Source organism: Nonomuraea jiangxiensis (assembly GCF_900099965.1).
GTDB lineage: Bacteria > Actinomycetota > Actinomycetes > Streptosporangiales > Streptosporangiaceae > Nonomuraea > Nonomuraea jiangxiensis.
The window spans coordinates 327,701-346,719 of the sequence record NZ_FNDJ01000002.1 but is presented as its reverse complement, the minus strand read 5'-3'; the positions used below and the strand labels follow the sequence as shown (position 1 = coordinate 346,719).

At 70.6% G+C, this 19,019-nt stretch carries 17 protein-coding genes and 1 pseudogene; 8 read left to right on the top strand and 10 right to left on the bottom strand.

What is annotated here, in order from left to right:
• Window positions 1–131: 131 nt before the first annotated feature.
• Window positions 132–3,218 carry an AAA family ATPase gene (locus BLS95_RS04910; RefSeq protein WP_090929648.1) on the bottom strand — a complete coding sequence of 1,029 codons (3,087 nt, stop codon included), beginning with the start codon at window positions 3,216–3,218 and terminating at the stop codon, window positions 132–134.
• 10 nt (window positions 3,219–3,228) lie between these two features.
• Window positions 3,229–3,906 carry a hypothetical protein gene (locus tag BLS95_RS04905; protein ID WP_143043585.1) on the bottom strand — a complete coding sequence of 226 codons (678 nt, stop codon included), beginning with the start codon at window positions 3,904–3,906 and terminating at the stop codon, window positions 3,229–3,231.
• Window positions 3,907–4,166: 260 nt separating this feature from the next.
• Between BLS95_RS04905 and BLS95_RS04900 the strand changes: the two genes are divergently transcribed.
• Window positions 4,167–4,502: a carboxymuconolactone decarboxylase family protein gene (locus tag BLS95_RS04900; RefSeq protein ID WP_143043584.1), complete on the top strand. Its 336-nt coding sequence runs from the start codon at window positions 4,167–4,169 to the stop codon at window positions 4,500–4,502.
• Here the strand turns inward: BLS95_RS04900 and BLS95_RS04895 are convergent.
• Complete coding sequence (locus BLS95_RS04895) at window positions 4,462–5,622, bottom strand: PQQ-dependent sugar dehydrogenase (RefSeq protein WP_090929645.1); 1,161 nt, start codon at window positions 5,620–5,622, stop codon at window positions 4,462–4,464. The genes BLS95_RS04900 and BLS95_RS04895 overlap by 41 nt on opposite strands.
• A 27-nt stretch (window positions 5,623–5,649) precedes the next feature.
• Here BLS95_RS04895 and BLS95_RS04890 point away from each other — a divergent pair, with 27 nt between their 5' ends.
• On the top strand, window positions 5,650–6,399 hold the full coding sequence (locus tag BLS95_RS04890) for an SDR family NAD(P)-dependent oxidoreductase (protein WP_090929644.1): 750 nt from the start codon (window positions 5,650–5,652) through the stop codon (window positions 6,397–6,399).
• A 70-nt stretch (window positions 6,400–6,469) separates the two neighbouring features.
• Here the strand turns inward: BLS95_RS04890 and BLS95_RS04885 are convergent, their stop codons facing one another.
• Complete coding sequence (locus tag BLS95_RS04885) at window positions 6,470–6,781, bottom strand: transcriptional regulator (RefSeq protein WP_090929643.1); 312 nt, start codon at window positions 6,779–6,781, stop codon at window positions 6,470–6,472.
• Entirely contained in the window at window positions 6,762–7,244 is a 483-nt protein-coding gene (locus BLS95_RS04880; protein WP_090929642.1) for a hypothetical protein, read from the bottom strand. Before BLS95_RS04880 ends, BLS95_RS04885 begins: the two co-directional genes overlap by 20 nt.
• A gap of 56 nt (window positions 7,245–7,300) precedes the next feature.
• Between BLS95_RS04880 and BLS95_RS59745 the strand changes: the two are divergent.
• A pseudogene (locus tag BLS95_RS59745) lies at window positions 7,301–7,507 on the top strand (IS982 family transposase); the annotation flags it as partial.
• A gap of 59 nt (window positions 7,508–7,566) precedes the next feature.
• On the opposite strand, the gene BLS95_RS04870 reads toward BLS95_RS59745, so the two are convergent.
• Together BLS95_RS04870 and BLS95_RS04865 are read right to left on the bottom strand one after the other, a co-directional pair.
• Complete coding sequence (locus tag BLS95_RS04870; protein WP_090929641.1) at window positions 7,567–8,376, bottom strand: hypothetical protein; 810 nt, start codon at window positions 8,374–8,376, stop codon at window positions 7,567–7,569.
• 196 nt (window positions 8,377–8,572) lie between these two features.
• The gene (locus BLS95_RS04865) at window positions 8,573–9,784 is read right to left on the bottom strand and encodes an ABC transporter ATP-binding protein (RefSeq protein WP_090929640.1); all 1,212 of its coding nucleotides are present in this window, start codon (window positions 9,782–9,784) and stop codon (window positions 8,573–8,575) included.
• Window positions 9,785–9,968: 184 nt separating this feature from the next.
• Between BLS95_RS04865 and BLS95_RS04860 the strand changes: the two genes are divergently transcribed.
• Window positions 9,969–11,030 (top strand): LacI family DNA-binding transcriptional regulator, encoded by a 1,062-nt coding sequence (locus tag BLS95_RS04860; RefSeq protein WP_090929639.1) that lies wholly within the window; start codon window positions 9,969–9,971, stop codon window positions 11,028–11,030.
• A gap of 167 nt (window positions 11,031–11,197) precedes the next feature.
• On the opposite strand, the gene BLS95_RS04855 is transcribed toward BLS95_RS04860, so the two are convergent.
• Entirely contained in the window at window positions 11,198–12,325 is a 1,128-nt protein-coding gene (locus BLS95_RS04855) for a 2,5-dihydroxypyridine 5,6-dioxygenase NicX family protein (protein WP_090929638.1), read from the bottom strand.
• Window positions 12,326–12,449: 124 nt separating this feature from the next.
• Here BLS95_RS04855 and BLS95_RS04850 point away from each other — a divergent pair, with 124 nt between their 5' ends.
• Window positions 12,450–15,491: an AAA family ATPase gene (locus BLS95_RS04850; RefSeq protein WP_245764836.1), complete on the top strand. Its 3,042-nt coding sequence runs from the start codon at window positions 12,450–12,452 to the stop codon at window positions 15,489–15,491.
• Window positions 15,492–15,493: 2 nt separating this feature from the next.
• Window positions 15,494–16,375, top strand: coding sequence for an alpha/beta fold hydrolase (locus tag BLS95_RS04845; RefSeq protein WP_090929636.1), 882 nt, complete (start codon window positions 15,494–15,496; stop codon window positions 16,373–16,375).
• A gap of 60 nt (window positions 16,376–16,435) precedes the next feature.
• On the opposite strand, the gene BLS95_RS04840 is transcribed toward BLS95_RS04845, so the two are convergent.
• Window positions 16,436–16,921 carry a glutathione peroxidase gene (locus BLS95_RS04840; protein WP_090929635.1) on the bottom strand — a complete coding sequence of 162 codons (486 nt, stop codon included), beginning with the start codon at window positions 16,919–16,921 and terminating at the stop codon, window positions 16,436–16,438.
• A gap of 187 nt (window positions 16,922–17,108) precedes the next feature.
• Between BLS95_RS04840 and BLS95_RS04835 the strand changes: the two genes are divergently transcribed.
• Together BLS95_RS04835 and BLS95_RS57605 are read left to right on the top strand one after the other, a co-directional pair.
• Window positions 17,109–17,504 (top strand): aggregation-promoting factor C-terminal-like domain-containing protein, encoded by a 396-nt coding sequence (locus BLS95_RS04835; RefSeq protein ID WP_342742671.1) that lies wholly within the window; start codon window positions 17,109–17,111, stop codon window positions 17,502–17,504.
• Window positions 17,505–17,838: 334 nt separating this feature from the next.
• A complete protein-coding gene (locus BLS95_RS57605) occupies window positions 17,839–18,297 on the top strand; it encodes an aggregation-promoting factor C-terminal-like domain-containing protein (RefSeq protein WP_245764835.1) in 459 nt (152 codons plus the stop codon).
• Between the two features lie 21 nt (window positions 18,298–18,318).
• On the opposite strand, the gene BLS95_RS04825 is transcribed toward BLS95_RS57605, so the two are convergent.
• Entirely contained in the window at window positions 18,319–18,966 is a 648-nt protein-coding gene (locus BLS95_RS04825; RefSeq protein ID WP_090929634.1) for a TetR/AcrR family transcriptional regulator, read from the bottom strand.
• Between the last annotated feature and the right edge of the window lie 53 nt (window positions 18,967–19,019).

Here is a 19,019-nt window from a genome sequence, read left to right as displayed (position 1 = left end):
CTCGAGGTCGCCCGGTGACCCGGGGCCTGGCCGTATCGAGGCCGCCCGGTGACCCCAGGGCCTGGCCGTCTCGGGGATGCCTGGCGGCTCCGGGGGCCGGGGCGTCGCGGGGGGACGCCCCGGCGGGCCGGTCAGGTCGCTCCGGGGCGCCCGTCGCTTCCCTTGCCGTCGTAGCCCAGCAGCCGCATGGCCGTGTCCGGGTCCATCGCCGCGGCCAGGAGCTGGGCCCGGGCGTGCGCCTGGTCGCGTTCGTGCTCGGCCTTGACCTGCGCGGTGCGTACCCCCTTGATCGCCACGTACGCCAGCCCGGCGCCCACGATCACCGCGACCACCACCACGAACAGCAGGAGCAGCAGCCCCGGCGAGGCCACCACGGGCGCGGCGGCGGTGCCGGTGCCGCCCGCGACCGGGCCCGTCACCGCCAGCGCGATGATGATGGCCAACGCCACCAGCCCGAGCAGGCTGGCGACGACCACCCAGAGCCGTACGGCCCGCCGCCGCGCCACGAGCGGCGCGGCGACCGGTCCGTACGAGGTCGCGGCAGCGGCTCCGGTCATGGGCCCGGTCATGGGCATGGCCGTGGGCATGGCCGTGGGCACCGGCGGGGACGTCTGTGCCCACGGCACGAAGTCGGGCCGCCCCGCCCGTTCCGGCCGAACCGCCGCCCCCAGCGGGTCCGGCTCCCCGGCGACCGGGACGTACGGCGGTTCCGGCCGCTCGGCAGCCGCGAACGGAGGCCCACCCGCTACGGCAGCCGGGGCGACCGGGGGTGCGACGGGCACGACCGGGGGCGGGATCACGGGCGTCGCCTGGACGGCCTTGACGCCGGCGCCGACGGGCTCGACGGGTTCCGGGTCGATCGGCGCCGGGCCGGGCAGCTCACGCTCGATGCGGCTGTGCTCCTTGTGCGCCCGGACCGCGTCCCGGTGGTAGTCCTCCAGCTCGGCGTAGAGCTCGTCGGAGGCGTAGATCGTGCCGTCCACGAGCGGCCCCCGCCGGCACGTGAGGATGGCCACCACGTCGTCGCCGTTGAGCGTCTTGTACGTCTCCAGCGCGTGCGACAGGCACAGCACCTCCCTGCGGTGCCGCAGCAGCAACTCCTCGGTCTGCTCCAGCAGCCGTACCAGGTTGAACTCGATCCGCTCCCCGAGCACGTCGGGGGTCAGGTCGGGCTGGGACCGGGCCGGCTCCCTGTCGGTGATGCCGATGCCACCGCCCTCGATCCGCTTGCGCACGGACTTGCCGCCCATGATCTCCAGCTCCTGCAGCGCGGGCAGCGAGGTGACGCCCGACCCCATGCCCCAGTACGACTCCATGAGCGCGGTCAGGTACGTGGCCGAGTGCAGGTCGCCGGACACGCCGGAGGAGTTGTCCTCGCCGAAGAACATGCGCTCGCCCGCCAGCGAGGCCAGCGAGACCATGATGTCGGCCTCGTACTCGGACTTCCACCGGGTGAACTGGTCCTCGGGCTTGATCGAGGCGACCATGCCCAGGTAGTCGGCGCCCTTCTCGATGGTGGCGATGTCGATCTCAAGGTGGAAGCGGGTCACGTACGCCACCACGGCGTGGCAGGCCTCGTGCACGGCCACGGCGTGCCGTTCGCGCTCGATGTACTCGACGTCCTCGGGCGGGCCGAGTTGCTTGAGCCGCTTGGCCCGCAGCACGTCGGACCAGGTGATGACCTCGCGGCCGTCCCTGATGGCGGTGATCAGGGACTCGTTGACCAGGTCCTTGATCGTGGCGCCGGTGGCGTAGGGGGTGATCGTGGCCAGCTTGTCGATCTGCTCGGGGGTGAGCTCGTGCCACACCTTGTCGAAGTAGCCCTGGTAGGTCCGCAGCCGTCCGGCCTTGGACGGATAGCCGACCTTGTAGATGCGGTCGATGCGGCCCGGCCGCAGCAGCGCCTCGTCCAGCGCGTCCGGCCGGTTGGTGGCCATCATGACGAGAATGCGGTATTTGGGCGGCGGCTTGGGCCGCATCCCGAGCAGCCGCCTGACCAGCCGGTTGAAGAACCCTCGCGGCTTCTTCAACCCCGACAACTCGGTGAGCAGCGCCTGCAGCGTGCCGGGGTCGCCACTGCCCATCATCCCGCCGCCCATGACGAACCGGCTGCGCCGCTCCGGCTCCTGATCCAGGGTGCGGCCTGCACGGTAGGCGAGCACCTGGCGGGTCTCCTCGGAGAGGTAGTTCACACCATGGCAGCCGGTGTGTCCGGAGAAGCCGCCGCCCTGCCCGGGCGGGCCCTGCTGGGCGAGCCGGCCGCGCTTGCCGAGCGAGTCGGCCTCGTCGAAGAAGACGATCACGCCGCCGTACCTGAGGGCCAGCTTGCGCAGCTTCCTGAACAGCGACTTCACCTTGAGGATGCCGATGCCCATGAACATGTTGGTGAACGCGCCCGGGTCCACGAACACGTACGGCTTGCCGGTCTCACCGGCGACGGCCTCGGCCATGAGGGTCTTGCCGGTCCCCGGTGGGCCCCACAGGAGCAGGCCGCTGGGGACGTACCCGCCGCGCTTCTCGATCTCGTCGGGCCGCTCCAGGAAGACGATGTTCTCCTGGACGCGCTCGACCACGTGGTCCTGCCCCCACACGTCGTGGAAGCGGGTCTTGATGTCATCCGGGAAGTACGTCTCGACACCGCCCCTGGACAGGAACCAGAACAGCCCGACGAACTGGATGATGATCACGAAGAACAGGAAGATGATCTGCAGCAGGAACGGCATCGCCTGCCAGATCAGCGCGGGCGCCTGGAACAGCGCCTGGAACGGGCTGGTGTCCAGCACCGCGCCCAGCACCAGGGCGATGAGCACCACGAAGAACGTGATCTTGAGAGCCCGCGAGAGGCGGTACCGCGTCCAGTCGTCGAAGCGGCGGTGGGTCCAGCGTTCGGTCCCGCCGAAGACCCGCTCGCTCCAGAAGCGGTGGTAGGCCGACCAGTGCTCGCTGACGAGGAAGTGCAGCTGCCGCGCGGCCTCGACGCCGAGCAGCCAGAAGATCCACTGGTACGACCTCGCGATCCGCAGCGCCGCCTCGGGGAAGGTGACGATCCCCTCGAAATCGGCCATCACCTTCCACGTGAGGATGAGGTAGGCCACCGCCAGGGCGATGAGGAATTTGCTCCGGTCCCAGAACTGCATCTTCTTCCTGGTCACGGAGTCCGGGTCAGAGGGCCCGCTGCCGGGGGCACGCAGCCCTTCGTGATGAATGCTCGTGGTCAATGGTGCTCCCTCATCCAGGCAGCCGGAGCAGCTTGAAAGTACTCACGATCTTTTCGAACTCGGCGGTGCGCGTACGGAAACAGATCGCCTGGCAGCCGACGAGCATGACCGAGACCGTGCCGCCCTTCTCGTCGAGAATCGCGGTGTGGTCGAACGTCTGAACGTCATTACCGATCTGGTAGTTGAACCGCACATGTACGCCCCTGGCCCCCTTGTCCAGAAGCAGAACCTCGTCGCGGAGGGATTCGAAGCGGTTGAACACCGGCGGCCGGCCGAGGGCCATCGCTCGTTGCATATAGAGGTCGCGGGTCGGCTTGGTCACCGGCAGGACGAAGTCCCGAAGCCCGTTGAGCGAGATCGTGTCGCGCTGCTCGTCGGTGAGCCGGTGCACGGTGGCGTACACGAACGGATCGAGGGAGCCGAGCAGGTGGTCGACCGACGGTCGCGTGGACTGGTCGAAGGCGGTCGACCAGACCCGCTCCGCCCGCAGCAGCGCCGCCTCGGAGTTCGGATGGTCACCGGACAGGTACAGCTCGATGCGGTACGCGTCGAGTTGCGTGAATGAGGAGGGCACTTTGAAGTAGGTGGTGCCGGCCTTGTCACGTACGTAGGTGAACTCCGGCTGCCCGCACGCCGGCAGCACGAAGACCGCGACCATGAGCGTGATCAAAGCCCGTGTCTTTATCACCAGGGCTTACCTCCGCTTTACGGACCAACGGAGTTGTTGTGCCCGCTTTCAGGCGGAATGAGCCCGATGCACGATGAGAAATCTTGACCAAATCTTGGCCATACATTGGCTTTACTTGTTACAGATCAAATTCGACTCGCCCGCGCGGGGCGGGCGCTCTCCGAGCAGCCGTTCGGTACAACGTCCATGCAACCCCCATTGGTTCAACTCAGGAAGTAGCGAAAGATATGAGGATCCCTTCCGCCCACCGGGAGCGCACCATGACAGAGCCCGCAAGGGAGATCGTCGATTCCTTCGGCATGACGGCTGAGCGCCAGTTCGCCGACGTCTGGGCGAGGACGGTCCTGCCGGACAGGGACCGCCGCCTGCTCCTGCTCGGGCTGCTCGTCGGCCAGGGGCTGCACGAGATGACGGAGGTGCACCTCGACGTCGCCCTGCGCACCGGCGAGCTGTCGGAGGTCGAGCTGCGCGAGGTCGTCGTCTTCCTGTCCCACTACGCGGGCTGGGCCCGTGGCGCCAAGCTGAACGACCAGGTGGAAGAGCTGATCGAGCGGGTCAGCCGGACTCGATCCGATAGAGCGGACCCTGCAGACTGAGCGCGTAGAGCTCGCCGTCGTGCCCCTCCCCGAAGGACGAGAGCTGCTCGACCTTGCCGACCTCAGTCGCCTTGTCCAGCTCGTCCACGGGCGCTGCCTTGATCCAGCCGGCGCAGAAGTCGCCGTAGAGGAACTGTCCCTGCAACCAGGGGATCTTCCGCCCCCGATAGACATAGCCGGCGATCACCGAGCAGTTGCCGCCCTCGTGCAGCGGATAGGTGATCACCGGATCCACCATCTCCCCGCTCTTCTCCCCGCTGTGGCGCTCCTTGCCCTCACGGGCGTTCCAGCCGTAGTTCTCGCCGCCCTCCGAACCGGCGGGCTGGTAGTCGACCTCCTCCCACGCGTTCTGGCCGACGTCGCCGATCCACAGGTCGCCGGTGTCGCGGTCGAAGCCGAACCGCCAGGGGTTGCGCAGCCCGTACGCCCAGATCTCGGTCTTCGCGCCCTCCTTGCCGACGAACGGATTGTCCTTCGGCACCGTGTACGGCCGGCCGCCCTGACCGTCCGGGCGCGGGTCGATGCGCAGGATCTTGCCGAGCAGTGTGCCCAGGTCCTGGCCGTTGCCCTGAGGATCGCCCCCGCTGCCGCCGTCGCCGAGGGCGATGTAGAGATAGCCGTCGGGCCCGAAGGCGAGCTGGCCGCCGTTGTGGTTGGGATAGGGCTGCTCCTGGAAGAGCACGTCGCGCCGGCCGGTCGCCCGGGTGCCGTCGTAGGCCCACTCCGTGACGTGGGTATGGCCCCGCGCGTCGGTCCAGTCGAGGTAGAGCCAGCGGCCCGAGGGGTGGAACGCGACGCCGAGCAGCCCCTGCTCGTTGCCGCCGCTCACCTCGGCGCTCAGGTCGATCACCGTGTCGCCGTCCGAGGTGCGTAACCTGCCGGTCTGCTCGGCGATGTAGAGGCGCTCGTCCCCCTCGCGAACGGCGAAGGCCACGGGCTTGTCCAGCGTGGCGATCTCCGTGAAGCGCAGCTCGCCCCGCCCGGTGGACGTGGCCTGCGACGGGCTCGCCGATGGGACGGGCGTGGTGCCGCCGGAACCGGCGGGCGGTGACGGGGAGGCGGAACACGCGATGAGAGCCGCGAACAGCAGCCCGGACACGACGAGGCGCACGTCCCTCATCCTGCCACGGACGTTAAGGTTTCACGCATGCCTACCGCATTGATCACCGGCGCGACCTCCGGCATCGGCGCCGCGTTCGCCCGCCGCCTGGCCGCCGACGCCTACTCGCTCGTCCTGGTGGCACGCGACGAGCTCCGGCTGGCCCGCGCCGCCGACCAGCTCAAACTCCGCTACGGCGTGGCCGTCGAGGTGCTGCCCGCCGACCTGGCGACCGAGCAGGGGCTGGAGAGGGTCGAGTCGAGACTCCGCGACGGCGTCGACCTGCTGGTGAACAACGCCGGTTTCGGCCACCCCGGCCACTTCCCCGACGTGCCGGTCGCGGACGAGGTACGCATGCTCAAGGTGCACTGCGAGGCCGTGCTCAGGCTCACGCTGGCCGCGCTGCCCGGCATGCGGGAGCGCGACCGGGGCGCGGTGATCAACGTGTCGTCGGTGGCGGGGTTCTTCACCCGGGGCACCTACAGCGCGTCCAAGGCGTGGGTGATCAACTTCAGCGAGTCGGCCGCGAGCGACGTGGGCAACCCGCGCATCAGGATCATGGCGCTGTGCCCCGGTTTCGTGCGTACCGAGTTCCACCAGCGCGCCTTGATGGACACCTCCGGCATTCCCGGGTTCATGTGGCTCAAGGCCGACAACGTGGTACGCGCGGCGATGCGCGACCTGGCCCTGGGACGGCGGGTGTCGATCCCCGACTTCCGCTACAAGGCCGTCGTCGCGATCGGCAGGCTGATCCCGCGCGGCCTGCAGTCCCGGGTGTCGGGCAGGATCGGCCGCTGACCTCGGACCCCGGCGGCGACACCAGACGAGTAAGTCCTTCAGGCCTGCCGCTGAGCCGGGGTCGCGGCGGTCACCCGCTGTTGGTGATGTTCGCCAGGTCGCTGATGCGGTGGAGCTCGGCCAGATGCCCGGCCAGTGCCCGCCGGCCCGCCGGGGTGAGCGAGATCCAGGTGCTTCTTTCGGCGGCCCTGCCCGATGTCTTGGCCGTCTCCACGTATCCCGCCGTCTGCAGGACCTTGAGGTGCTTGCTCAGCACCGAGTCGCTGACCGCGAGGGTGTCGCGGAGCACGGCGAATTCCGCCGAGTCCACCGCCGAGAGCATGGCGCAGATCTGCAGCCGGTTGGGGGCATGGATGATCTCGTTAAAGACCGGGGCGTTCATGGGATGCCCGCAGATCCGCTCGAAGCGCCGCGTCGATGCGGTAGCCCACGGCGACGGTGAGGGCTCCGATCAGCAGGCCGGCCACCGCCACGGCTCCGTACACCTTGGCTCCCCATTCCAGGTACATCGCGATCGCGGTCACGGCGAGGGCGGTCAGTCCATGCGCCATGGAGAGCTTCCGAGCTCCCGGAGTGGCCGCGTAGCGGTCCAGAGACAGGCCCGTGGAGCGTTTGAGCGCCGTTCCGAGGAGGAGTCCCGCGAGCAACGCCATCGGGACGCCGTAGGACGCCCAGCGCATGCTGATGGAGAGGAAGGCGACGGCGAGCACTGTCCCGAGTCCGAAGTGGTACCACCATGGGCTCGTGATGTGCTCCGCCGTACGGGCGCGCACGGCGGTGACGCTGTCCAGGGCCGCGCGCGCGGCGGCCGGATCGGGGGTTTCCGTGCGGCTCCTACTTTCCATGCCGGAAAGCTTACATCAAGCTTTCCGGCATGGAAAGTAGTTGACCGTCGCCGCCCGCCGGATCCAGCGACTTCTGGCTGGACAACTGCCGGATCGTGGACTCCACCCCGGTGCCCTGCGGGATGTCCCGGCCAACGGTCAGCCGATCCTGGGGGCACTGGCCGACCCCGGAAAGCGGCGAGCGCGAGGGCCTGGCCGCGATGCTCAAGGTCGACGCGGGTGTGATGACCACCCACGACGGCATCCTGCTGACCTGCGACAAGAGTCGCCGGCCTGGCGATGGCCGACGCGATCTGGCCAGACGACTTGGCTTTCACCGTCGCTAGCCGGGATCGGTTGGCCAGCCAGGCGGTGCCGCAGTGGCGGCGTTCTGCCATGCGGGCACACCACCCGGCAGGGGCCAGGCGCGGGTGCGCTCACGTTCGCTGGGAATAGCGGCGTACACGCCGGCGAAATGCCGCTGTTGGACTCGGACGGCGCTGTCGACGCCAGCCCGCCCCGCCCGGCGGGCGTGTTCTAATCCCTCCGCGGTGACGGAATCGTGCCACATCGCGTTCGTGATCGCCTCATCGATCTGTACAGGCGAGGGAGCGAGGTACAGGCTGAGCATGGGTGGGATGAGCCTTTCGGCGAGCGCCGCGGCCAGTCGGGCGTGCCCGTCCAGCAGGAGCCAGCCATCCAGGCCGCTGATCCACCACAGCAACAGCGGCGGCAGCAGCCCTTCCTGGGCGAGCTTGCGGTAAGCCTTCACTCTGCCCTCATCAGCGGCAGGAAGCCGTCGCATCGGCACCACACCCTGCCAGCCCTCGAGCCAGTCCAGGTACCCGACGGGATCAGCGTCAGCGACCTCGCGCCTCCAGACGGATTCCGGCCATGGTGGCTGCCACGCACGCAGGCTCCACCAGCCGGCGTGCAAAGGCCCTGGCGCGGTGGCCAGCCAGGACGCGTACTGGTGTGGCCACGACGGAGCCGTCCGCGCCGACGCCGCAGTGATCGGCGGCAGCACGGGGACGGCCCCGGGCAGCCGCAGATAGTGCACGCCGTAGTTCCAGCGCGCCACCTTGGCCAGCAAGACCGTCCGCGTCTCCTGCCGCACCCAGAACCGGTTCGGACCGGCGACCTCGATCCGCATGCGCGGGAGTGCGGGCTTGGTCACGCTAAGCCTCAGACCTCCGCCCGGCAGTTCTTCTCTGCGCACAGCCGCAATCTAACGTGTGCCAGTTGGCCAGAGGACTTATCCGACTAGAACGGGCCCCCGCCGCGGGAGGGGGTCGCGGTGGGGGCCCGAGCGACCGCTGAGCAAGCTCGGCGGCCGGGACTGGTGGAGGTTACCGGTTGGCCTCGTGGCCGATGGACAGGCCGGAGGTCGGGTCGAAGAAGTGCAGGTTGTGCGTGTCGACGACCAGCTCGATGTGCTGGCCGGGACGGACGTGGCTGCGGGCGTTGACGCGGGCGGTCCACAGCGACTTGTCGCCCGTCAGCGGCAGCGAGGCCTCCTCGTCGTCGCCCGTGTCGGCGGCGGCGACGGTGTCCTTGTGCTCGACCGGCGGGGCGTCGATCAGGAACAGCACGTTGATCTCGGAGCCCAGCTCCTCGGTGACCTCCGCCTTGACCGGCAGCGTGGCCCAGCCGTTGGCGTGGTTGCCCGCGGAGGTGGCGTCCTCGAAGTCCGACGGGCGGATGCCGAGGATGATCTTCTTGCCGATGTACTGGTCGAGGCCCGGCTTGTCGGTGAACGTCGAGTCCGGGATCGGCAGCTTGATGTCGGCGAAGGTGACCGCGGCGCCGCCGTCGCGGACCAGCTCGGCGGTGACGAAGTTCATCGAGGGCGAGCCCATGAAGCCGGCCACGAACAGGTTGACCGGCTTGTCGAACAGGTTCTGCGGAGTGTCGACCTGCTGCAGCAGGCCGTCGCGCAGGACGCAGACCCGGTCGCCCAGGGTCATGGCCTCGACCTGGTCGTGGGTGACGTACACGGTGGTGACGCCGAGGCGCTCGTGCATCTGGTTGAGCGAGGCGCGCATGGAGACGCGGAGCTTGGCGTCCAGGTTGGACAGCGGCTCGTCCATGAGGAACGCCTGCGGCTCACGCACGATGGCGCGGCCCATGGCGACGCGCTGGCGCTGGCCACCGGACAGGGCGGCGGGCTTGCGCTTGAGGTAGGTCTCCAGGCCGAGCATCTTGGCGGCCTCGTTGACGCGCTTCTGGATCTCCGGCTTGGGCATCTTGCGGAGCTTGAGACCGAAGGCGAGGTTCTCCTCGACGGTCATGTGGGGATAGAGCGCGTAGTTCTGGAAGACCATCGCGATGTCGCGGTCCTTGGGCGGAAGGTGGTTGACGACCTTCTCGCCGATGGCGATCTCGCCGCCCGTGATGTCCTCGAGGCCCGCGATCATCCGGAGCGCGGTCGACTTACCGCAACCGGAAGGGCCGACCAGCACCATGAACTCGCCGTCCTTGATCTCAAGGTTCAGCCCGTTCACGGCCTTCACGCCACCGGCGTAGACCTTGTCGACGTTCGTCAGAACGATGGATGCCATGACATTCCTTCGCGCTCCAGGGCGGTGGCCCGGACGTTGTTACCGTGTCCCCACTTACGTGGAGTGGATACGTTTTCAAGCATCTCACCCGAAACGGACATCGGTGTCAAGGGTTGCCGTGTGACCAGCCGTTGTCGGCATCGACGACTTCCGGTTTTCGCGGAACCATGATGGAATCGTTTCCATGGAGAAGCGGGCGACCATCAAGGATGTGGCCGAGGCGGCGGGCGTCGGTGTCGCGACCGTGTCCCGGGTGCTGTCCGGCGGCTCGGCCAGCTCGCACACCAGGGAGCGTGTCCTGGCCGTCGCCGCGCAGCTCGACTACCGCCCCAGCGCCCTGGGCCGCAACCTGCGCCAGCGCCGCACGGGCGGCATGGGCCTGCTCGTCCCCGACCTGACCGACACCTTCTACGGGCAGCTCGCGGAGGGCGTGCTCGCCTGCGCCCGCTCGGCCGGCGAGCCTGTCATGCTCGGCTCCACGGGCGGCGACCCCGAGCAGGAGGCCGAGCTGATCGGCATGCTCCTCGAACAGAGCGTAGACCGCCTGATCGCCGTCCCGTCGGGAGACGCGGAAACCTGGGCCCCGGCGATCCGCGCGGGCATGACGGTCGTGTTCGCCGACCGCCTGCCCGCCCAGCCGGACCACGAGGAGGACCCCGCGGCCGCCGCCGCCCACGACCTCCTGCTCCTGGACGGCCTCTCCCCCGCCCCGCAGAGCCGCCCGATGGACGTCCCTGCCGTGGTGGCGGACGACCGGGCGGGCATCCGTACGGCGGTGCGCTACCTGCGCGGGCTGGGCCACAAGCGCATCGCCTTCCTCGGCGGGCCCGGCCAGGACCGGCGGGTGGCCGCCTTCGGGGAGGCGGTGGGCGCGCCGGTGGACGAGGAGCTGGTCGTGTTCGGCACCGGCAGCCGCGACTCCGCCTACGCCGCCGCCTCCGGCCTCTTCCAGAGCCGCCCCGACCTGTCGGCGGTGGTGGCGGGCGGCAACGTGCTGGGCGAGGCGGCGGTGCTGGCGGCCAGGGAGCTGGACCTGCGGGTGCCGCGGGACGTGTCACTGGTGATGTACGACGACGTGCCCTGGGCCGAGCTGTGCTCCCCGCCGCTGACGGTGATCGCCCAGCCGGGCCGGGACATGGGCTACCGGGCGGCGGAGCTGGTGCTACGGGCGGGAACCCGCCGCCCCCGCAGCGTGGTCCTGCCGACGGAGCTCATCATCCGGGGCAGCTGCGGCCCCCGCCGATAGCGCCCCTTCAACCGGCGACGCCCCCTCAGCCGGCGGCGCCCCTCCGTCCGACAGCACCCCCTCGTCTTGTGGCGCCCTTCATCCCGCGGCGGCTTTCATCCTGTGGCAGCCTTCGTCCTGCGGCGCCCTTCACCCTGCGGCGGCTTCCATCCTGCGGCGGCCCCTTTTCATCCGGCCCCGGTGTAGCGGCGCGGAAGGATCATGACCGGGTTGTCGTCCAGGATCACCTCCGGCGGCCCGAACCGCGCCGCGACCTCCCTGATCTCCGGCTCGTCGAGCAGCAGCAGCCGGCCGTGCTCGATGAACAGCTCCCCGTCCACCAGCACGGTGGGCCGGTCCACCTGGCAGTCGCAGTGCGCGAAACCGGGCCCCGTCTTGACCGGCCGGCCGTCGGTCAGGCCGTCGATGCCGCAGTAGAAGGCCCCGGCGTGCTTCTCCCGCTCGAACTGGGTCCCGCCCGCGATCCGTACCTTCGGGTTGAGCCCGATCAGGCCGTGCCGCATGTAGAAGCCATCGGGCGCGTACCGCCGTAGCTGCTCGGCGGCGGCGCCGCCCTCGATCTTGCGGACCAGGTTGCCTTCCAGGGTGATGCGCAGGGGCTCCTCGGGCACGCCGGTGACCGTGCTGTCCTCGATCACGATCACGCCCTCGGTGTCCGTCGGCCAGAAGTTGGCGCCCCCGTACGGGAACGGCCGCCAGTCGCCGGGCCGCATCGCGCCCGGGTCGGGGTCGAACGCCGGCCCGCCGAACGTCACGTCGGTGCCCCGCTTCGAGGTCACCCGGATCGTCCTGGCCACGGACAGCTGCCGCAGCGCCCGGCGCAGCAGCGCGTAGAACACCTCAGCGGGCAACCGGCCACCGGTGAGCAGCGCGCCGGCGGTGGCCGTCATGTGCAGCGACAGGAAGCGGGAGGACCGCGCCTTGATCTGGTCGAAGAACAGCGGCGCCGTGTGCACCTCGCCCCACCACGTGCCGCTGATCACCACGTCGGACTCACGGAACGCGGCCGTCTCGATGTCGAGCGACGCCTCCCTGTCCCACCCGCCGGGGCTGAACGGCGGCACCGACAGGATGCGCACGTCCGCGTCGCGCAGCGCCGCCGCCGCCGCGATGGCCTGCACGACGACCGGGTCCACGGTGTGCTCCATGAGCAGCAGCACCCGCTCCCCGGCGGTCAGCCGCACGTATTCGCACAGGTTGCGGACGCCGGGCATCAGCTCCACGATCGAGTACGGCGCCACGGCCGGCTCGGTGACATAGCTGAACGGCGATCCGGCGTACGGATTGATCGTCATCGCGCGCTCCCCGCGGGGCCGATTACGGAACATGCGATTACATACCGCAATCATTCCATCACTACACGCGATGCCCACGGGTGCCACGGACCGGTCGCCAGACCCGCCAATACAGTTTTTCTTTGTGCGCTCCCCTGTGCTTTATGGCAGAACCCCCGAAATCACCGCCATCGACCACCTGATCGACCGGGCCCGTGGTGGCGCGGGCGGCGCGCTGGCGCTGCACGGCGAGGCGGGCGTGGGCAAGACGGCCCTGCTGGACCTGGCGGCTGCGCGCGGGGGTTCGATGCGGGTGCTGCGGGCCACGGGCGTGGAGCCGGAGGCGGATCTGGCCTTCGCCACCCTGCACCAGTTGTTGCGGCCGGTGACGGGACTGCTGGACGCCCTGCCGGAGCCCCAGCGCGCGGCCGTGCGCGGGGCGCTGGGGCTGGCGGCGGACCCGTCCGGCGATCGGTTCCTGGTGGCGGCCGGGGTGCTGTCGTTGCTGGCGGAGGCCGCGGCGGCGGACGGGCTCGTCTGCGTGGTGGACGACTTCCAGTGGGTGGATCGGGCCTCGGCCGACGCCCTGCTGTTCGCCGCCCGCCGGCTGGGCACGGAACGGATCGCGATGCTGCTGGCCGTCCGGGGAGACCTGTCCCTGCGGGGCGTCCAGCCGCTCCCCGTCACCGGCCTGACGGAACCGGCGGCGACCGCCCTGCTCAACGCCGCAACACTGGCCGTTCCGGAGCGGGACGCCGCAGGACCGGCCCTTCCAAACCAGGACATCACAGGACCGGTCACTCCACCGCCGGACACCGCCCGACCGGCCCCGCTTCCGGACACCGCCCGACCAGACACGCCGCTCCCGGACACCGCCCGACCGGACACGCCGCTATCGGACACCGCCCGACCGGACACGCCGCTATCGGACACCGTGCGACCGGCTGCTCCGGTGCCGGGCGCCGAGGAGTCGGCGGCGGCCGGCGGCTCGCTCGACGGGCGGGATGCGGTCTCCGCGCAGGTCGGGCGGGAGCTCGTGGCGCTGACCCGGGGCAACCCGCTGGCCCTGCGTGAGACGGTCCGGCGGCTGACCCCCGACCAGCTCGCCGGGCGCGCGCCGCTTCCCGATCCGCTGCCCGGCGGCACCCGGCTCTTCGGTGAGCAGGTGGCCGCACTGCCCGCCCCGGCCCGAAGGGTCGCCCTGCTGGCGGCGCTCGAAAGCGACCTCGCCCCCGTGCTCCGCGCCGCCGCCGGCCCGCCGGCGGACCACGACACCGAACCCGACGTCGGGCGCGGGGTGCTGGGAGCGCTGGAAGCCGCGGACCTGGTGGTCGTCGCGGGCACGCGGGTGCGCTTTCGGCATCCCCTCATCCGGTCCGCGGTGTACGAGGCGGCGACCCCGGCCGAACGCCGCGAGGCGCACGTCGCCCTGGCGGCGGTGACCGACGGCGACCGGCGGGCCTGGCACCTGGCGGAGGCCGCGCTCGGCCGGGACGAGCGGGTGGCCGCCGCGCTCGTGGAGACCGCCGCCCGCGCCCGCGACCGCGGCGGGTACGGCGCCGCCGCCACGGCCCTGGCCAGGGCCGCCGAGCTCACCCCCGCCCCCCGCACCCGCGCGAAACGCCTCAAGGACGCCGCCACCGCGGCCTGGCTGGGCGGCCGTCCAGGCCAGGCGGAGTCGTTGCTGGCCGAGGCCCGCGAGCTCGCCGGCGCCGACGCCGCGCTGGCCATGGAGATCGCCCGGTTGCAGGGCCGGTTCGAGCTGAACTCCGGCAGCGCCGCGGAGGCCGTACGCGTCCTTGCCGCGGGTGACAGCCTGGACATGCTGGCCGACGCCACGGAGGCGGCCTCGTACGTCGGCGACACGACCACCGTCATCCAGCTCGGCCGGCGGGCGGAGGCGTTCCCCGTGGGGTTCCTGCGCGACGTGATCGCCGGGATCGGGCGGACGCTGGCCGACACCAGCGGTGGCCATGAGCTGCTCAGACGTGCACTCGGGCGGACCGGCGAGCTGACGGAGGCGGCCGAGTTCCTGTGGGCGACGGCGGCGGCCAGCCACCTGGGCGAGCCCGACCTGGCGATCGACCTGGCCGGGCGGGCCGGGCGGGTGGCCAGGGTGTCGGGGATGGCGGGCCAGCTCCCGGTGGTGCTGGAGTTCGTGGCCACCGCCGAACGCATCGCCGGACGGCTGGCGGAGAGCCAGGCCATCTCGGAGGAGGGGCTGGAGCTGGCCCGCGAAGCCGGGTACGGCAACACCGGGGCGTCCCACCTCGCCAACCTCGCGGTCCTGGCGGCGCTGCGGGGCGAGGAGGAGCCCTGCGACCGGTACGCCATGGAGGCGCTGGCCATCGCCGTTCCGCACCGGGTGGGCCTGTGCACCGGCGTGGCCGCGTACGCGCTGGCCATGCTCGACCTGAGCCTGGGCCGGTACGCGGCCGCCCACGACCGGTTCACCTCGATCGCCACCGCGGGCCCGGGGGCCGGGCATCCGACCGTGGTCTGGCGCTCGACCCCGGACCGGATCGAGGCCGCCGTGGGCGCGGGCGACCTGGACGCGGCGCGGGTCGCGCTGGCGGAGTACGAGCGCTGGTCGGCCCACGCCGGGACCGCCGAGTCGCAGGCCCTGCTCGCCCGGTGCCGCGGCCTGGTCACACCACCCACACCGCCGTCCGATGCCACCACCCGGCACGCCGCCCAACAACCTGCCCAGCAGCCTGCCGGGCCTTCTACCGATCCGCTGGAGGCGCTGTTCGAGGCCGTGCGGTTGCATGCCAACCCGTTCGAGGCGGCCAGGACCGGACTCCTGCTGGGCGAGCGGCTTCGCCGGGGCCACCGTCCCGGCGAAGCGCGGGCCTATCTGCGGGCGGCGCTGGAGACGTTCCAGCGGGCGGGTGCGCACCCGTGGGCGCGGCGGGCGCACGGCGAGTTGCGGGCGGCGGGCGAGAGCGCGCAACCCCCGCGCGGCACGGTGCTGGACACGCTGACCCCTCAGGAGCGGCGCATCGCGGGCCTGGTCGCCGACGGCCTGTCCAGCAAGGAGATCGCCGCCCGCCTGTTCCTCAGCCCGCGCACGGTCGAATACCACCTCTACAAGATGTATCCGAAGCTGGGCGTGGGCACCCGTACCGAACTGGCCCGCCTAGTAGTTCTACAGAAGACGCCCGGACCGGCGCAGGACATGCTTTGAGCATGTCAATCACGCTCTGGAGCGAAGAATTCGGCGCCGTCACGGACGCCCCGATCGTCCTCATCATGGGCTCGATGTCGCAGGGCATCCTGTGGCCGGACGAGTTCGTCGGCAGGCTCGCCGCCGGGGGCCGCCGGGTGATCCGCTACGACCACCGCGACACCGGCGCCTCGGACACCGTCGACTTCGAGGCCGAGCCGTACACCTGGGAGGACATCTACGACGACGTCCTGCGGGTGCTGGACGCGCACGGGCTGGACAGCGCCCACCTGGTCGGCCACTCGGCGGGCGGGCTGCTCGGCCAGCTCATCGCGGTACGGCGCCCGGAGCGGGTGCGGACGCTCACCGTCATCGGCTCCTCGCCGCTGGGCGCCGGCGAGGGCCTGGTCCTCATGCGGGCCCTGATGGGCGAACCCCAGCCGGCGGGCAGCCTGCCGGAGCCGACCCCGGAGTTCGTCGCGTTCTACCGCGAGCTGATCGCCGCGCCGCCCCCCGCCGACCGCCGCGAGCAGATCGCCCGCATGATCGCGGAACAGCGCGTCCTGCACGGCCCCGCCCTGCCGTTCGACGAGGACGCCGCCCGCAAGCTGCAGGAACGCCTCTACGACCGGGCCCGCGACCTGGCCGCCACGGCCAACCACCGGCGGGCCGCGGCGGCCAGACCGGACTTCGAGCCCGTGGGCGTGCTCGACCAGGTGAAGGCGCCGACGCTGGTGATCGAGGGCACCCACGAGCCGGCCAAGCCCGGCCACGGCCGGATCATCGCGGAGCGGATCCCGGGAGCACGGCTGCTGATGGTCGAGGGCATGGGTCACACCCTGCCCCCGCAGGTGCACGAACAGCTGGCCACGGCCGTCCTCGCGCACACGGCGGAGCCCACGTGAACGAAGGCCACGGCGAAGCGGCGCCGCGAGGTCCGGCCACGCGGCGCCGCCGGGACGGGGTCAGAGGAGCTTCTCGACGGCCTCGGTGATCGCCGGGTCCTCCGGGGTCGTGCCGGGGCGGAAGCGGGCCACGACCCTGCCCTCCCGGTCCACCAGGAACTTCTCGAAGTTCCACTGGATGTCCCCGGCCTCGCCCTGGTCGTCCTGCGTTTGCGTGAGCCGCTCGTACAGGGGGTGCCGGTCGGGGCCGTTGACGTCGGTCTTCGCCAGGAGGGGGAAGTCCACACCGTACGTGGCCGCGCAGAACTGCTGGATCTCCTCCGCCGAGCCCGGTTCCTGACCGGCGAACTGGTTGCAGGGGACGCCGACCACCGTGAAGCCGCGTGGGCCGTACTGCCGGTGCAGGGCCACCAGGCCGGCGTACTGCGGGGTGAGACCGCACTTCGACGCCACGTTCACGATCAGGACGGCCTTGCCGGGGGCCAGCTCGCCGAGGGTCGTGGGGCTGTCGTCGAGGGTGCGCAGAGGAATGTCGCTCAAGGTCATGAGACGACCCTACAGAACGAGTAAAGGCCAGAAATGTGACGCAGTCCTCATTTTCCCGACAAAACCCCAGAAGGAACATATATCGGGATCTTTGCTGACGATCTACGTTTCCATGGTCAATTCGCCGTAAAGGTGGCGCATCGGGCAGGGTGGCGCGGTCCCCTGAACCCTTCGGAAGGGAATCCGCATGCCCATGCTCCGCCGTACCGGCGTACTGGTCCTGACCGCCACCCTGGTGGCGACCGGACACGCCGCGGCCGCACAGGCGCAGAGCTCCCAGATCAGCGGCAGGAACAAGTCCATCGCCCGGCCCATGGCGGCCGCGCGCGGCTGGGCCTCGACCCAGTTCGGGTGCCTGGAACGGCTCTGGACGCGGGAGAGCGGCTGGAACCACCGCGCCGGCAACCGCTCGGGCGCGTACGGCATCCCGCAGGCCCTGCCCGGCCACAAGATGGCCTCATCGGGCCGCGACTGGCGGACCAACCCGCGCACCCAGATCGAGTGGGGCCTCGGCTACATCAAACAGCGGTACGGAGCGCCGTGTCGCGCCTGGGCGCACTTCCAATCCCACCATTGGTACTGAGCCAAACCCCAGGCTTGATCGCTTTTTGCGGCAAGCGCGCCCCATGAGGGCGACGGACCGGGCAATCCCGGCCCAGCGAGCGGACCCTTTATCCGCAACGATCACACAAACACCTGTCCCACGTGTGTCGAGATAGCCGGTCAGCGGTTACGGAGAGTAATAGGAATCGTGCTAAGGAGCACGTCGCGGCGCCCTCCGGGCCGCCCAGCACGATCGGGCGGTGCAAGAACCCGGAGGGCCGCGCGGACCTTCCGCGTCCCAGCCATGGACGCGGATCGGCAGGACGCCGGGTGACCGGCGCCCGTCCGCACGCGACCGGACAGCAAGGATCGATTTGGACAGCAAACGTGCACTATGCGGCACACTACTTTCCGTAACCGCGTTCACCGGGCCGTGCGGCACCGCGACGGCCTGGGCGGAGACCTCGCCCCCCATCAAGACGCGGATCTGGACCACGTCAGCGCAACCGAGGATCGTGGCCGCCAAGCCGGCCGACAGGAACAAGAAATTCGCCCTGGGCCAGGTCGTCCAGCGCTCCTGGAATCTCCGGGAGTTCCGCTGCCTCGACAACCTGTGGACCAAGGAGAGCAACTGGAACCACCGGGCCCACAACCGCTCGTCGGGCGCGTACGGCATCCCGCAGGCCCTGCCCGCCGGCAAGATGAGCGGCGCGGGGCGTGACTGGAAGTCGAATCCGGAAACGCAGATCCGGTGGGGCCTGGCCTATATCAAGGGGAGGTACGGCAGGCCTTGCGGCGCCTGGGGACATTGGAGATCGCACAACTGGTACTGAGAGCAACCGGGCACCCGGGGCTCACCGGGTGCCCTCCTTACGTCCCGAATGCACGTGCATGGCCTGGATCAGCAGCTCCACCCCGAAGTCGAACTCGGCCTCGTGGTCGCACTCGTCGAGCAGCGGAGCCAGCGAGCTCACCTCGGGGAACAGCGCCGGATCGACCCCCTCGGCCTTGATCGTCCTGGTCTGCACCGGCGCGAACGTCGGCGTCACCCCGACCTCCCGCAGCAACGACCCGACGATGAACGCGATGAACATGCGCAGCATCCGCACCGCGTCCGGGCCGTCGAATCCGGCGCCGCGCAGCGTGGCCAGCGCCCGCTCGACCGGCAGCAGCCCGGCGGCGGAGTGCAGCTGGCGGCTGACCACGAGCATCGTCGAGCGCGGGTGGTGGTGCGCGATCTGCCGGAAGGCCCCCGCCTGCGCGCGCACCCGGTCGGTCCAGTGCGCGTCGGGGTCGTCGGTGAACTCGATCTCGCTCAGCACCGCCTCGGCCACCGCGTTGAGCAGGGCGTCCTTGTTGGGCACGTGGTTGTAGAGGGACATCACGCCGACCCCCAGCTCGGCCGCGATGCGCCGCATGGAGACCGCGTCGGCCCCCTCTCGCTCGATCAGGTCGATGGCCGCGGCGACGATGCGGGCGCGGGAAAGCGGCTCGGAGCGCATAGCTCATTCTATTGACTTCACGTACGGCGTACGTGCACGCTCAAAAGGTACGT

What these genes read in the sequence shown, in the direction of transcription:
- BLS95_RS04860 (WP_090929639.1), top strand. Translation starts at nt 9,969, where the DNA reads ATGGAGAAGCGGGCGACCATCAAGGATGTGGCCGAGGCGGCGGGCGTC.
- BLS95_RS04885 (WP_090929643.1), bottom strand. Translation starts at nt 6,781, where the DNA reads ATGAACGCCCCGGTCTTTAACGAGATCATCCATGCCCCCAACCGGCTG.
- BLS95_RS04870 (WP_090929641.1), bottom strand. Translation starts at nt 8,376, where the DNA reads ATGCGGATCGAGGTCGCCGGTCCGAACCGGTTCTGGGTGCGGCAGGAG.
- BLS95_RS04890 (WP_090929644.1), top strand. Translation starts at nt 5,650, where the DNA reads ATGCCTACCGCATTGATCACCGGCGCGACCTCCGGCATCGGCGCCGCG.
- BLS95_RS04845 (WP_090929636.1), top strand. Translation starts at nt 15,494, where the DNA reads ATGTCAATCACGCTCTGGAGCGAAGAATTCGGCGCCGTCACGGACGCC.
- BLS95_RS04895 (WP_090929645.1), bottom strand. Translation starts at nt 5,622, where the DNA reads ATGAGGGACGTGCGCCTCGTCGTGTCCGGGCTGCTGTTCGCGGCTCTC.
- BLS95_RS04840 (WP_090929635.1), bottom strand. Translation starts at nt 16,921, where the DNA reads ATGACCTTGAGCGACATTCCTCTGCGCACCCTCGACGACAGCCCCACG.
- BLS95_RS04865 (WP_090929640.1), bottom strand. Translation starts at nt 9,784, where the DNA reads ATGGCATCCATCGTTCTGACGAACGTCGACAAGGTCTACGCCGGTGGC.
- BLS95_RS04835 (WP_342742671.1), top strand. Translation starts at nt 17,109, where the DNA reads ATGCCCATGCTCCGCCGTACCGGCGTACTGGTCCTGACCGCCACCCTG.
- BLS95_RS04855 (WP_090929638.1), bottom strand. Translation starts at nt 12,325, where the DNA reads ATGACGATCAATCCGTACGCCGGATCGCCGTTCAGCTATGTCACCGAG.
- BLS95_RS04825 (WP_090929634.1), bottom strand. Translation starts at nt 18,966, where the DNA reads ATGCGCTCCGAGCCGCTTTCCCGCGCCCGCATCGTCGCCGCGGCCATC.
- BLS95_RS04900 (WP_143043584.1), top strand. Translation starts at nt 4,167, where the DNA reads ATGACAGAGCCCGCAAGGGAGATCGTCGATTCCTTCGGCATGACGGCT.
- BLS95_RS04880 (WP_090929642.1), bottom strand. Translation starts at nt 7,244, where the DNA reads ATGGAAAGTAGGAGCCGCACGGAAACCCCCGATCCGGCCGCCGCGCGC.